At 45.1% G+C, this 12,929-nt stretch carries 14 protein-coding genes and 2 tRNA genes; 8 read left to right on the forward strand and 8 right to left on the reverse strand.

The features are described from left to right. Positions 1–109: 109 nt before the first annotated feature. The 8 genes from QZX97_RS15665 to QZX97_RS15700 all read right to left on the reverse strand — a co-directional run bounded on the left by QZX97_RS15665 (position 110) and on the right by QZX97_RS15700 (position 7,123). Positions 110–505 carry a hypothetical protein gene (locus QZX97_RS15665; RefSeq protein WP_295649450.1) on the reverse strand — a complete coding sequence of 132 codons (396 nt, stop codon included), beginning with the start codon at positions 503–505 and terminating at the stop codon, positions 110–112. After that, positions 505–1,416 (reverse strand): oxygen-dependent coproporphyrinogen oxidase, encoded by a 912-nt coding sequence (gene hemF, locus QZX97_RS15670; RefSeq protein WP_295649477.1) that lies wholly within the window; start codon positions 1,414–1,416, stop codon positions 505–507. Before hemF ends, QZX97_RS15665 begins: the two co-directional genes overlap by 1 nt. Positions 1,417–1,491: 75 nt before the next feature. Beyond that, positions 1,492–2,757: an MFS transporter gene (locus tag QZX97_RS15675; RefSeq protein WP_295649453.1), complete on the reverse strand. Its 1,266-nt coding sequence runs from the start codon at positions 2,755–2,757 to the stop codon at positions 1,492–1,494. Between the two features lie 118 nt (positions 2,758–2,875). Next, entirely contained in the window at positions 2,876–3,076 is a 201-nt protein-coding gene (locus QZX97_RS15680; RefSeq protein WP_295649456.1) for a cold-shock protein, read from the reverse strand. Between the two features lie 128 nt (positions 3,077–3,204). Further along, positions 3,205–3,840 carry a peroxiredoxin gene (locus tag QZX97_RS15685; protein WP_295649458.1) on the reverse strand — a complete coding sequence of 212 codons (636 nt, stop codon included), beginning with the start codon at positions 3,838–3,840 and terminating at the stop codon, positions 3,205–3,207. A gap of 176 nt (positions 3,841–4,016) precedes the next feature. Continuing rightward, entirely contained in the window at positions 4,017–5,111 is a 1,095-nt protein-coding gene (locus QZX97_RS15690) for a hypothetical protein (RefSeq protein WP_295649461.1), read from the reverse strand. Further along, on the reverse strand, positions 5,111–5,746 hold the full coding sequence (locus QZX97_RS15695) for an ABC transporter ATP-binding protein (protein WP_295649463.1): 636 nt from the start codon (positions 5,744–5,746) through the stop codon (positions 5,111–5,113). Before QZX97_RS15695 ends, QZX97_RS15690 begins: the two co-directional genes overlap by 1 nt. 393 nt (positions 5,747–6,139) lie before the next feature. Beyond that, the gene (locus QZX97_RS15700) at positions 6,140–7,123 is read right to left on the reverse strand and encodes a D-alanine--D-alanine ligase (protein WP_295649465.1); all 984 of its coding nucleotides are present in this window, start codon (positions 7,121–7,123) and stop codon (positions 6,140–6,142) included. 266 nt (positions 7,124–7,389) lie between these two features. Here QZX97_RS15700 and QZX97_RS15705 point away from each other — a divergent pair, with 266 nt between their 5' ends. From QZX97_RS15705 to QZX97_RS15740, 8 genes are all read left to right on the forward strand, one after another. Continuing rightward, positions 7,390–8,157, forward strand: coding sequence for a PASTA domain-containing protein (locus QZX97_RS15705; protein WP_295649466.1), 768 nt, complete (start codon positions 7,390–7,392; stop codon positions 8,155–8,157). Between the two features lie 2 nt (positions 8,158–8,159). Continuing rightward, positions 8,160–8,465: a rhodanese-like domain-containing protein gene (locus tag QZX97_RS15710; protein WP_295649467.1), complete on the forward strand. Its 306-nt coding sequence runs from the start codon at positions 8,160–8,162 to the stop codon at positions 8,463–8,465. Position 8,466: 1 nt separating this feature from the next. Continuing rightward, a complete protein-coding gene (gene mltG / locus QZX97_RS15715; RefSeq protein ID WP_295649469.1) occupies positions 8,467–9,522 on the forward strand; it encodes an endolytic transglycosylase MltG in 1,056 nt (351 codons plus the stop codon). Beyond that, positions 9,522–9,929: a thioesterase family protein gene (locus QZX97_RS15720; RefSeq protein ID WP_295649472.1), complete on the forward strand. Its 408-nt coding sequence runs from the start codon at positions 9,522–9,524 to the stop codon at positions 9,927–9,929. The genes mltG and QZX97_RS15720 overlap by 1 nt, the downstream gene beginning before the upstream one ends. A 59-nt stretch (positions 9,930–9,988) precedes the next feature. Beyond that, on the forward strand, positions 9,989–10,984 hold the full coding sequence (locus tag QZX97_RS15725; RefSeq protein WP_295649480.1) for a YihY/virulence factor BrkB family protein: 996 nt from the start codon (positions 9,989–9,991) through the stop codon (positions 10,982–10,984). Positions 10,985–11,073: 89 nt separating this feature from the next. Next, positions 11,074–11,158, forward strand: a tRNA-Ser gene (locus tag QZX97_RS15730). Between the two features lie 59 nt (positions 11,159–11,217). After that, positions 11,218–11,307: transfer RNA gene (locus QZX97_RS15735), tRNA-Ser, on the forward strand. 120 nt (positions 11,308–11,427) lie between these two features. Further along, positions 11,428–12,795, forward strand: coding sequence for a glycoside hydrolase family 28 protein (locus QZX97_RS15740; RefSeq protein ID WP_295664777.1), 1,368 nt, complete (start codon positions 11,428–11,430; stop codon positions 12,793–12,795). Positions 12,796–12,929 lie beyond the last annotated feature (134 nt).

The raw sequence follows: 12,929 nt of genomic DNA on the forward strand, positions 1-12,929 counted from the left end.
GTACGGGGGTACGCTGTTGATAAGTTTTTGATTGTGGAATGATATTTTGGATTGTAATGATTTTGATACCGTGACCCCAATACCAAATGGCCAAATATGTTGCCAACAGCTATTTGATTTTCTTCCAATGCTCTTCTACCACCATCCCGCTGGGCAATGTTCCCGAAAGGATGAGCTCGCCATTGATTATCTTGTAGTTGTAATGGATGGTTTTGCCCATCGCCTGCGAGGGCTGGCTGCTAAACGTTTGCGTTTCGAGGCAAGAGTCGGCTTTTAGTGTGTAGTTTCCGGCTTCGTATTTCTCGGTTTTATACCCCTTTTGATAAGCATAGGCTGTAAAATCTTTATCGGTATAGTTCCGTTGTAATTTATATTCCTTTGGCGGGCCCTCGGCTTTACCGTTGTATACGCCGCCCTGAAATATCCATACGCCTTTTAAGGAAGTTGCCAAATTGAACGACAATAGCGCAAAACAAAACGGTATTAGTACGAGCCACCTCTTCATTACACCCAATTAATCCCTTTTTTTAACAGTCCTAAAGTTTTTTCCTCTTCCGATCCCGGTGCCGCCTGGTAATTGTACAGCCAGCGTGCTTGCGGTGGCAAACTCATCAATATCGACTCAATGCGGCCATTGGTTTCCAATCCGAACTTGGTACCGGCATCGTACACCAAATTAAACTCCGCATAGCGGCTGCGGCGCTGGTACTGCCACTCTTGTTGTGCTTCGGTAAATGGTTTATTTCGGTTGCGGTTCACCAGTTCGGTATATATAGGCAAAAACGAACGCCCAACTGCTTTTGAGAAGGTGAAAATATCGTCCCACGAATGTTCGTCGGTAGCCGTTAACCTGTCGTAAAAAATGCCGCCAATGCCACGGGTTTCGTGCCTGTGTTTGATGTAAAAGTAATCGTCGGCCCAAACTTTAAAGCGGTGATAGGCATCGCCACCAAAATCATCGCAAACCGCTTTTAATTTGGAATGAAAAAAACGCGCGTCATCCTCAAAAACATAATGCGGTGTAAGGTCAATACCACCTCCAAACCATTTCATGGCCGGTTTACCTGCCTTGCCCGATTCCATTTCGAAATACCGGATATTCATGTGTATGATAGGTACCAACGGGTGATTTGGATGGATAACGATGGAAACCCCGGTGGCAAAAAAATCCTGTTGTTCAACTTTCAGGGCGTTTTTGATGGTTTCAGGCAGTTGCCCTTCCACCCTCGAAAAATTGACCCCTCCCTTTTCAAATATGGCGCCGTTTTGTATCACGCGGCTCCTGCCCCCGCCCCCGCCGTCGCGCTGCCATAATTCTTCAACAAAATGCTCTTTCCCGTCAAGCTGTTCCAGCCCGGCGCATATCTCATCCTGAATTTGCTGATATTGTTCGGCAATCAACTCTTTGGTCATTATCACCTTTTCTGCGGCTACCATATTCAATAAAATTAGGTTACAACTATTACGCTACAAAGTTGGTAATAGTTTGTTTTATTCTTCAACATAATCCAAATCTTTACCAAAGCTTTCTTTTAACTGGCTTAGCGCAAATAGGGCTATGAAGGTCAGTATAGCCATCATGATATAACCACTGTTAATCATGGCCTCGGGCTGTTTGGGACCCTTAGGTGTTAGCGGGTTAAACTGCTTTACAAAAAACAAAAACGAAAACGAGATGGGGATCAATGCCCCGCGCACAAAATTGGGTACAGTAGTGGTTACGGTGGCCCTCAAATTGGTGCCAAACTGCTCGGAAGCGATGGTTACAAAGGTTGCCCAATAACCTACACAGGTGCCCATAAACAGGCATAGCCAAACAAATTGGTTTTGGGTGATGCCCGTTGCCCGGAGGTAACATACCACGCTGATTACAGAAACCAGCAGGAAAATTAACATGGTAAGCTTGCGCGAACGGGTGAATTGCGCCAGCAAACCCGCGAATATGCCACCGATGGATATGCCTATATAAGTGTACATAATGCCCGTACCTGCGCTAAGCGGCGTTGGCGCGCCGAGAGCCTTGCCAAACTCGGGCGACAAGGTGATCAAAATACCCACCACAAACCATAATGGCATACCGATGAGGATACAGCATAGGTATTTCCAAAAGCGTTTGCCGTTGTTGAACAGCATGAGGATATTGCCTTTTGATATAGTGCTATTTTTCACCTGCTTATACAAACCCGACTCGAAGGTGCCAATACGCAGCAATAGTAGCAAAACACCCAAACCACCACCTATAAAATAAGCCTTCTGCCAGCCAAACCGCGCAGCCTGCGCTGCGGCAACCGCACCGAATAAACCAATAATGGCCACCAACGAAGTACCGTAGCCCCTATTCTCTTTACTCATGCTTTCGCTCACCAGGGTGATGCCTGCGCCCAATTCGCCCGCGAGGCCAATACCGGCTATCAGGCGGATAATGGCATAGGTTTCTACATCGGTAACAAAGCCATTGGCAAAATTGGCTGCAGAATATAACATGATAGAACCGAAAAGAACCTTGATGCGCCCAAACTTATCACCGATAACGCCCCATAAAATACCGCCGATCAGCAGCCCGAACATCTGCATGTTCTGTATGTACAAGCCCTTACTCAATATCTGGTCGGCCGGAACGCCAATGGCCAGCAGGCTTTCCTTGCGTAATATCGAAAAAATCAAAAGGTCGTAAATATCCACAAAATAGCCCAGCGCGGCCACAATGATGAGGAGTATGACGTTTCTCGAAATTTTTGCCGTATGGGTATTGGTCATATTGTTAACAGGTATTGGTTGGGCTAAAATAAGTAAACAAATGAAAACCCGGTTAAAAAGCACAAAAAAACCTCCCGGTTTTGTCGGGAGGTTTCCTGCATTTTATGGTTTGATAAATTTATGCCTTCTTTTTTACATTAACGGCTTGCAAGCCTTTTCTGCCTTCTTCAACTTCATACTCCACTTCATCGTTGTCTTTGATCGCATTTACGCCACCTTGCACATCTTTAAAATGCACAAACAAATCCTTACCATCTTCGGTAACGATAAAACCATAACCTTTTTGAGTGTTAAACCATTTTACTTTTCCAGTTTTCATAATTAGTACGTATTAAATTTTTATTCGGGCAAATTCTTCAAACTGAAACGGTTTATTATCAGTGTTTAATGAAATAATTAAGCCTGCAATTTCAAAGATATTAAATTAACAATAAAATGCAAGAAAAATTATTTATTTGGTTGTGGCGTAATCCTCAGGTATGGTTTTACCAAAGTAAAACCCTTGGGGAACTTGGCCGGTATGTCTTCGGTTTTGGTTGCAGGTACCACTACCACGTCTTCACCGTCTTTCCAGTCGGCCGGGGTGGCAACACCGTAATTGGCGGTTAGTTGTAACGAATCGATAACACGCAGTATCTCTACAAAATTACGGCCGGTTGATGCGGGGTAAGTGATGATGAGCTTCACAGTCTTATCGGGCGCAATGATGAACAACGAGCGCACGGTAGCGTTTACCGATGCATTGGGGTGTATCATGTCATAAGCTTCCGAAACCTTGCGGTCAGGGTCGGCAATGATGGGGAAATTTACCTCTACGCCCTGTGTTTCGTTAATATCCTTGATCCAGCCATCGTGCGACTCTACCGAATCAACACTCAATGCCAGTACTTTTACATTGCGTTTGGCAAATTCGTCTTTCAAAGCTGCGGTGCGGCCCAGTTCGGTGGTACAAACAGGTGTGTAATCGCCCGGGTGCGAGAAAAGCACGCCCCAGCTATCGCCTAAATAATCGTAAAATGTGATCTCGCCTTGCGAGGTTTGCGCGGTAAAGTTTGGCGCGGTATCGCCTAATCGTAAGCCCATAATGTTGTTGATTTTGATTAATGTCTACTAATTTAATAGATTATACGAAGGTATAGTTGTTTGCGATAAAGTTCATAATTTTTTTGTAAAAATGTGCAATGTTATTGTTGCCACAAAGCCACGAAAACACGAATTTACAGGCTTAGTGTCTTTGTGCCTTTGTGGCTAAAAATTTATTAATAATCGCGCTCCAGGGGGTTGGGTGGTTTGATGATATACGCCATCAAAATTATGGCCGGAATAAGCCACCACAACAATTTAAACATCACCAGCCAAAACAGCCCTACAAACAAGCCTAATACCCAGGTCATGTATTTTTCCATATCGAGGCCGAAGGGGTATAATAGGCAATGAAAAAGCATGATGATGCTTATCCCGAAGGAGAACAGCCCCAAGGCAATCAAGGGCGAAAAACGGGTGAACAACCATACGGCCTCGGGCAAAAGCAACAAAGCATATACGGCAATAAAGGACGCAAACAATTCAAATTTGCCATAAGGCAGGTTTTTGGTAAAGATGAGATAGGTTTCTTCGAAACTGCGCTCCTGGAATATCAGGATAGCATGCGCCACAGCAATGGCGAGTATAGCGATGGCAGCTACACGGGTATCGTGGCTTACATCGGCAAATAGCAGGAATACACCGTTAATGATGAGGTACGATAAAAACTTGGTGATGAGATAGGTTACCTTTAGCTTATCGAACACCTGGTAAATGTATAGGCTGAAATATGGTTTTTTCCATTTCTGCGTAAAGCGCAACAGGAACGAGGCCCGGCTGCCATCGATCAAACGGTTGACCAATTGGGTGTAAAACCAGGCACTTAAGGCGACAATTAGGATGAGGTAGGCCAAAATACACAATGCCGAAAGCAGGTAATGGTGATAAACGGCCACCCCGATACTTACCCCGGCATAGGCCAACACAGGGAGACTAACCGCGGCCTGAACAACAAACCATGCCTTAAACTGCTTTTGTTTGGTGTACGATGTACTGCCGTAAAACAAAAACTGCTGGTGCTGACTATAGATTTGTTCGGCCATATAATGCCAGCATTTAAAAGTGTACAACAGCCAAACGCCAAATACAACGGCCATCATCAACGGACTGGTAATAAAAGCCAGCATCAGCGCGGTATGGTACGATAATAGCTGGTTAGGTTCCACCAAACCAAACAGCACCAGGAACAGGAAGAACAAAATACCCCCATGCACACGGTAAAAGCCCGCGACGAAAATTTTGACTAAGATATTTGACAGCGGCTTGCCCATTAGCTGATGATCTGCAAAGTTTTATCTTCAACCAACAAAACGCCCACTTTCGGCAGTTCGACTGCGTCCAGTTCCTGGTGCGAGGATAGCATAAAGCTTACACCTTTGTCGCGGTTCAAATCGTGTATCCAGGTGTACAATATTTTTAGCGAGGCGGTGTCGATGGTAATGAGCGGTTCGTCCAATAAGATCAACTTAGGGTTTCCTAAAAACGCCAGTACGAGCGATAGTTTTTTGAGCATGCCGCTGGAGTAGGTGCCGATGGGGTTATTGACATAGGCCTGCATGCCCATACTTTCAATATAGCCCTGCTCCTGCCCTTGTGTTGCGCCTTTAGCATCGGCAAACAGGCGAATCATCTCCATCCCGGTCAAAAATTCGGGAAAAAGCGGTTCGGCCTCAGCAAAGTTTACCAGCTTGCGGTAAGCTACGGGTTGCTTTTTGATACTGATGTTATTACCAATCAATATATCGCCATTAAAGGATAATATACCGGCTATTGATTTAAGCAGGGTACTTTTACCCGACCCGTTTACCCCCTTCACCCAATAAATACCCGATTCGAGACTGATATCGGCAATTTTTAAAGCGGGTAGCCCGCCGTATAGTTTTTTAAAATTTTGGAATTTTAGCATTAAGGGTTAGATAGTTGGCTGGGTGGTTTGTTACATAGTTTGTGTCTGCTATGGCCGCAGAGGCCTTTTACTTTATTAACGTTTTGTTTTGTTTTGTTTTTTAAGGGTGTTAATGATTGCTGTCGCAATTTGAGGCATTAAAAGTAACAAAAATGCTTGTCAGCAAAGAGGCTTCTTTTCGCGCAAAGCCTTTCACGCACAAGCGGCGAAAACCGGGGCTGCAATCTTTTTCCGCTTTCGCGCGCCTGCCCTACACGTCAGGAAAAATTTGCTATGCCCTACAGCCGCACGAGGCCACCATTGTTTTCCCCGCTTTTGGCCGAAGCTTTCTTGCTGACGGGACAAAAGACATTTTTTGTTTCACATCTTCCATTTTCCGTCTTCCATCTTCCATCACAAAGGGTGGATCAAAGCATCATAAAACTCCACAATATCCATCCCGGCTGCTTTTACCTGCTGCGGTATCAGGCTGGCTTCGGTTTGGCCGGGGGTGGTATTTATTTCGATGAAGTAAAAATCCCCGGTGCCTTCCTGCAAAATAAAGTCGAGGCGCGTCATGCCGCGGCAATTGAGGCGCAGGTAAACTTCGCTCACAATACGGACAATGGTTTTGTTTTGTTCATTGGTCAGGTCGGCGGGCGTAATTTCGTGCGATACCCCGGCAGTGTATTTGGCTTCGTAATCAAAAAACTCTTTACCGCTGATGATTTCGGTGGCGGGCAATACCTTTAATTCGCCGTTAAGGTTCACTATCCCAATGCTAAACTCGCGGCCCTTGATAAACTCTTCCACCAAAATCTGATGGTCTTCTAAAAAGGCTCGTTCCAACGCGTCAGGCAGGCCGGCTATGTTGTGCACCTTGCTCATCCCCACACTGCTGCCGCCGTTATTGGGTTTGATGAACAAGGGGAATTTTAAACGCGATACCACAGCCGCCGCGTCCACATCGTTATGGTGGAACAATTGGATGGATCGCGCGGTATGCAGTCCCTCAATGCCGTGCACAATAGCTTTGGTATAAGCTTTGTTCATGGTAATGGCCGATGTTGTGGCATCGCAGGTGTTGTACGGGATGCCGAGCATATCAAAATAGCCCTGCATCTTGCCGTCTTCGCCCGGCGTGCCGTGTATGGTAATAAAAGCGAACTGGAAGTTGATCTTTTCCCCGTTAAGGGTCAAACTGAAATCGTTTTTATCAACAGGGACTTCTATCCCACCCGCATCAACATACACCCATTTTTGGCGCGATATGAGGATGGTATAAACCTTGTACTTATCGGTGCGGATATTTTGGGCTATATATTTGGCGCTCTTGATGGATACCTCGTATTCGCCGGAAAAGCCACCGGCCAAAAGGGCTAAATTTTTAGTTGTCATACGTTCAAAGATAGGTGAGAATGTGCAGGTGTGCAAATGAGGTTTATATGCAAATCTGAGAATGTGCAGGTGTGCAAATGCGAAAATGTGCAGATTAGTAAATTCGCGAATATGTAGGCTAGTAAGTAGTGGATGGTAAATATTTTGTTTTCAAACAAACAATTTGCACATAAGCACATTTACTCATTTACACATTGAGGTGTCAAAATTTTACCCTATGTTTGGTACTCAATTGAAACAAGTATCAGCAGCCTGTCGAATATAACATGCGTAAATTTTTCGAGTACTTAAAAACCAAACAATTTCTCGTTAACCTTGGCCTGGCCATCGGTAGTGTTATATTGATTACTGTAGTGGCATTTTTTAGCCTCGATCTGTATACGCGGCATGGTTCGGGCATACCCATACCCCAACTGGAGGGCATGCAGGTTGCCGATGCCACAAAATTATTGGATCAACAGGGCTTCCATTACCAGATAGATTCTGTTTATATAGGCGATAAAGCACCCGGCACCATTGTTCAGCAAGACCCTGACGCGGGTACCAATGTAAAAGAAGACCGTACCATCTATCTCACCGTGGTTACGCGGCAGGCACCACCCGTGGCCTTGCCCGACCTGACCGAAAGCAATTATCGCGAAGCTATCGCTACGATATCCAACTACGGTTTGAAAATGGGCGACACCACCTACAAACCCGATATAGCCCGCGACCGTGTACTCGAAGTTCACTTTGCAGGCCAGGTATTGAAGCCGGGCAGCAAATTACCAAAAGGTTCGAAAATTGATCTGGTGTTAGGCGATGGCAAAGGTGCCAGCGAAGTTGCGATACCCGAACTGATCAACCTGTATTTGGATGAAGCTAAATTCGCCATTAAAAATTCGGGGCTGGTATTGGGTGCAACAACATATACCGGTACCGTAACCGACTCGACGAAAGCGATCGTGATATCACAATTCCCTATGAAGAGCGACTCGTTGAGCAAAGTAAGCATCGGTACCAGGATAAATATTACGCTCACGCAAAAGAATTGAGAATGGATATTAGCGCTGCAGAGTTGAGCGAAAGGATCGGCAAGGGCGAAGTATTGAACATTTTGGATGTTCGCGGCGAAATGGAATACAGTACTTTTAACATCGGCGGGCAAAACCTGCCGCTACCCAAACTGGCTTCCAACATTGATGATGTTGAATACGGGCAAGACGATGAAATCATTACGGTATGCACCATGGGTCTGCGCAGCACCACAGGCAAAGCGTTGTTAAACCAGAACGGATTTACAAACGTTAGGAATTTAAAAGGCGGTTTAATTGAACTGCAAAAACTGAAGAAAGACCAATAATATGGCAAAAAAACAAGCACCAAAAAGCGGCAGCGGCCGTAAGATATTTATCGTCCTACTACTCATCGTTGTGGCCGTTGGGGCATATATGGCGTACACCTATTACAACCGCTACCTTGCCCCCAACGTAACCGATAGCCAGGAATACCTATACATACATACCGATGCTACGTATGATGATGTTTATAAAACCATCAGCGGACAAGGCATCGTAAAAGACAGCGCCAGCTTTGATGAAGCAGCGCATGCCAAACACTATACCACGCGGGTAAAGTCGGGCCGTTACCATTTGCATAGCGGGATGAGCAACCGCGAATTGATCAATATGCTGATAACCGGTAAGCAGGAAGCGGTAAAAGTGGCCATTAAAAACTTCCGTTTAAAAGAAAATTTTGCGGGCTTTATGGGCAAAAAACTCGAAGCTGATTCGGCCGCGTTTATAAATTTATTGGATTCTGCCGCGTATGTGCAGAAGTTTGGTTTTACAACAGAGGATGTGTACACTATGATACTGCCCGATACTTACGAGTTTTACTGGAACGCGCCGCCCCACAAAATATTCAGCAAGCTGTATGGCGAGTATCAAAAATTTTGGACGCCTGAACGCCGGCAAAAAGCAACGGATATGGGTCTAAATCCCGTTAAGGTAACCATTTTAGCTTCGATAGTTGATGCCGAGGCCCTCCACGACAGTGAAATGCCTACCATTGCCGGCCTGTACTTAAACCGCTTAAAAAAGGGCATGAAACTGGAAGCCGACCCAACCGTTATCTTCGCCGAGCACGATTTTACCATTCATAGGGTGTTGAACAGGCAATTGTCGGTCAATTCGCCATACAATACCTATTTGCATACCGGTTTGCCCCCCGGCCCAATCATGATGCCATCGCTTAACGCGATAAACTCGGTACTGGATTATAAGCATAGCGATTACCTGTACATGTGCGCCAAAGACGACCTTTCGGGATATACCAATTTTGCCAGCACCGTAGCGCAACACCAAATAAACGCGCGCAAATTCCAGGAGGCGTTGAACAAACGAAATATTAAGCACTGATGTTTGTACACAGCACCAAAATACGCGTACGTTATGGCGAAACCGACCAGATGGGTTATATGTATTACGGCAACTACGCCGAATTTTACGAGGTTGGCCGTGTGGAAATGCTGCGCAGCTTAGGTTTAAGCTACCGTGGTATGGAAGAGTTTGGTGTGATGATGCCCGTATTAGAGCTGCATACCCGATACATTAAACCTGCCCGTTACGACGAGGAAATCACCGTAAAGGTAACTGTCGAAAAAATGCCGGCAACGCGCATTGTGTTTAAATACGAACTGTTTAACGAAACCGGCACGCTCATCAACACCGCCGAAACCCTGCTTATTTTTGTGAACATCCAATCGGGCCGGCCGGTTATGGCACCCCAATACTTTTTGGACAAGATGCAGGCTTTTTTTGATTAGCCTGTCTTTTTGTTTTATCGCCCACCTATCCGCACGGATTTTATGTAAATTTGGACGACATGTTTTGGCTGCACCGCTTTTTATTAAAATTCAGATTTTACCAATACTTCCTCGACTGGATGAAGGTCATCTATCCGCCCGGTTTCAGGCCTTTGCCTTTGTATACCGTGCTCACCTTTTTTTTTGCAGAGATAAGGGAAGATTCGTTATCCAACAAAGCGGCCTCGCTGGCCTATAGTTTTTTGCTGGCCATGTTCCCCGGTATCATCTTTTTGTTTACGCTGATACCTTATATCCATATCGGCAATTTTCAGCAGCAATTGCTCGATTTGTTGAACCTGATATTGCCGCATACAGTTTATGTCGCTTTCCAATCCACCATCGAAGACATTGTAAAGCACCAAAACGTAAAACTCTTGTCGTTCGGTTTCCTTTCGGCGATGGTATTTGCCACCAATGGTGTAAATAAACTGATGCAGGCATTCAACAAGTCATCGTTGCTGATAGAGAGCCGAAGTTATATCCGAAGGCGTTGGGTAGCCTTAAAATTGACCGTGCTTATCGCACTTACTTTGTTCGTGGCTATTTTAATTATGGTGTTGAGCCAGGCCATTATCGGTTTTATAAGGTTTGAGTTCAACTCAACCGGCAAGATCTGGATCTATGTTATCATGGTTTCAAGATGGCTCATTGTTATCGTTTTGTTTTTCGCGACTGTTTCCATTTTGTACCGATACGGCCCCGCGCATAAAAACCGATGGAAGTTTTTGAGCCCGGGTTCTATACTGGCAACATTTCTGGCGGTATCCACATCCATTCTGTTTACCTGGTACATTAACCACTACGCTGCGGCCGCATATAACAAATTATATGGCTCCATCGGTACACTCATTGTGGTGATGTTGTGGCTGTACCTTAACTCCATTATCATCCTCATCGGCTTCGAACTAAACGCCAGTATCGACCTTTCCAAGCGTACCGTTAAGATAGTGAAACCTAAATTCAACACCTTCAAACCTAAAAAGACAGATCAATTGAACGACAAAAACAATTGATATACAATTAATTATATAAATTAACTGCCTGTTTAAATTATTTTAACATCGAATTTGCCAATTCGGGGTGCTTTTGTACTTTTGTCCCCGGAGAGTTGGCAGAGTGGTCGATTGCGGCAGTCTTGAAAACTGTTGACTGTAACAGGTCCTGGGGTTCGAATCCCTAACTCTCCGCAAAACAAAAAGCGACCTGCTTAAAAGCAGGCTTTTTTGTTTTTATAGTTAGACAACCCGGAGAGGTGTCAGAGTGATCGAATGTGCCTGATTCGAAATCAGGTGTACTGTAACAGGTACCGGGGGTTTGAATCCCTCCCTCTCCGCCAAGTTATTATGCCACCCTATTTTGGGTGGCTTTTTTTTTAGATTTTCAAGGCAGCATTTAAGTACAGGATAGTGATTTTTAATAAAAAACCTATCTTGCGCGGTATAAACCAATTACCCCCATGTTAAATACTGCAACGCACCTTGTACTGGTCAGAAAAGCCTGTTTCACGTTTTTACTGCTATTTAGTTTTGGCACTGCAACAGCGCAGGGAACCCCCGAACCACGCAATTTAGTTGTGCCCGAAGCAAGCATCACCGCAAATACCGCCACGTTGCTTTGGGACAAGCCAAACCATTACGATAATATTGCGGCTTACCAGATTTTTGTGGATGGCATATCTGTTGGCAGGTCGACCAAAACAAATTATATGGTACAAGGGCTTACACCCGGCAAAACTTATAGTTTCACCTTAAAGGCTGAGGATAAAGCAGGTAAATTATCGCTCAATGGTAATAAGGTGACCTGCAAAACCAAACCGGAAGGAAAAACCTTTAATGTGGTTGACTATGGTGCCAAAGGCGATGGCGAGACCAGAAACACGTTGGCCATACAAAAGGCCATCGATGCCTGCACACCAGGTGGCACCGTATACATCCCATCAGGTACTTTTTTAAGCGGTGCGCTGTACCTGAAAAGTAATATTACCCTGTACATTGCCGAAGGCGGTACATTAAAAGGCAGCACCGACATGCAGGACTATTATCCCATGATAATGAACCGATTTGAGGGCTGGGAAATGAAAACGCAGGCCAGTTTGATCAATGCCGGCACGCTCGACCATTCGGGTAAATATAACGTGGTGAACCTGAGTATACGAGGTAAAGGCACTATATATGGTGGGGGTTCTACCCTGGGCAATGCGGTCATCAAACAGTTAGGCTTGCGCGGCCGCGGGCGGCTCATCTGTATTATGAACGGGCAAAACATTGATATACAAGGCCTGAACATTGAAAATTCATCCTGCTGGACCATCCACTATATCTATAGCGATAAGGTTACACTGCACGACCTCAACATTGTGAGCACCGCCCGTAACGGCGATGGTATTGACCCCGACTCGTCGGATGAGTCGTATATTTTTAACTGTACTTTTTCTACCGGCGACGATTGTATCGCTATTAAATCGGGCAAAAACCCTGAGGGCAATGTGGTTAACAAACCAACACGTGGTGTGCGCATTACCGACTGCGATTTTGTAAAGGGGCATGGTATATCTATCGGCAGCGAAATGTCGGGCGGGGTAAGCGATGTGTTTGTGCAGGATTGTAAAGCAGGAGCTTTGCTGCATGGTATGCAGATAAAAGCCACCAAAGAGCGTGGCGGCTATGTAAAAAATGTAACCGTTGCTGATTGCCAGCTATTGCAGATCACCGTTTTTTCGGCCCTTAATTACAATAACGATGGTGAAGCCGCACCCGAGCCGCCTATATTTGAAAACTTTAATTTCTACAACATCGACCTCTCGCTGGCAGCCTCAAAAGAGTAATAGCCCATCATATGACAGATGGCATTAAACTTCTATTGAGAAGCAAGTCAAAATTTGATTTATTATCTCTGTGATTGTATTTAAAAGTAAACTCGTTTAAATAGGATTGAAGATGCTTGATGGATACTTTGTGA

Source organism: uncultured Mucilaginibacter sp. (genome assembly GCF_903893715.1).
Classification (GTDB): Bacteria; Bacteroidota; Bacteroidia; order Sphingobacteriales; family Sphingobacteriaceae; genus Mucilaginibacter.

Bases quoted from the DNA above. Each gene is read 5' to 3' on its own strand.
- QZX97_RS15665 (WP_295649450.1), bottom strand. From the start codon at position 505: ATGAAGAGGTGGCTCGTACTAATACCGTTTTGTTTTGCGCTATTGTCG.
- QZX97_RS15675 (WP_295649453.1), bottom strand. From the start codon at position 2,757: ATGACCAATACCCATACGGCAAAAATTTCGAGAAACGTCATACTCCTC.
- QZX97_RS15680 (WP_295649456.1), bottom strand. From the start codon at position 3,076: ATGAAAACTGGAAAAGTAAAATGGTTTAACACTCAAAAAGGTTATGGT.
- QZX97_RS15685 (WP_295649458.1), bottom strand. From the start codon at position 3,840: ATGGGCTTACGATTAGGCGATACCGCGCCAAACTTTACCGCGCAAACC.
- QZX97_RS15690 (WP_295649461.1), bottom strand. From the start codon at position 5,111: ATGGGCAAGCCGCTGTCAAATATCTTAGTCAAAATTTTCGTCGCGGGC.
- QZX97_RS15695 (WP_295649463.1), bottom strand. From the start codon at position 5,746: ATGCTAAAATTCCAAAATTTTAAAAAACTATACGGCGGGCTACCCGCT.
- QZX97_RS15700 (WP_295649465.1), bottom strand. From the start codon at position 7,123: ATGACAACTAAAAATTTAGCCCTTTTGGCCGGTGGCTTTTCCGGCGAA.
- QZX97_RS15705 (WP_295649466.1), top strand. From the start codon at position 7,390: ATGCGTAAATTTTTCGAGTACTTAAAAACCAAACAATTTCTCGTTAAC.
- QZX97_RS15710 (WP_295649467.1), top strand. From the start codon at position 8,160: ATGGATATTAGCGCTGCAGAGTTGAGCGAAAGGATCGGCAAGGGCGAA.
- mltG (WP_295649469.1), top strand. From the start codon at position 8,467: ATGGCAAAAAAACAAGCACCAAAAAGCGGCAGCGGCCGTAAGATATTT.
- QZX97_RS15720 (WP_295649472.1), top strand. From the start codon at position 9,522: ATGTTTGTACACAGCACCAAAATACGCGTACGTTATGGCGAAACCGAC.
- QZX97_RS15725 (WP_295649480.1), top strand. From the start codon at position 9,989: ATGTTTTGGCTGCACCGCTTTTTATTAAAATTCAGATTTTACCAATAC.
- QZX97_RS15740 (WP_295664777.1), top strand. From the start codon at position 11,428: ATGTTAAATACTGCAACGCACCTTGTACTGGTCAGAAAAGCCTGTTTC.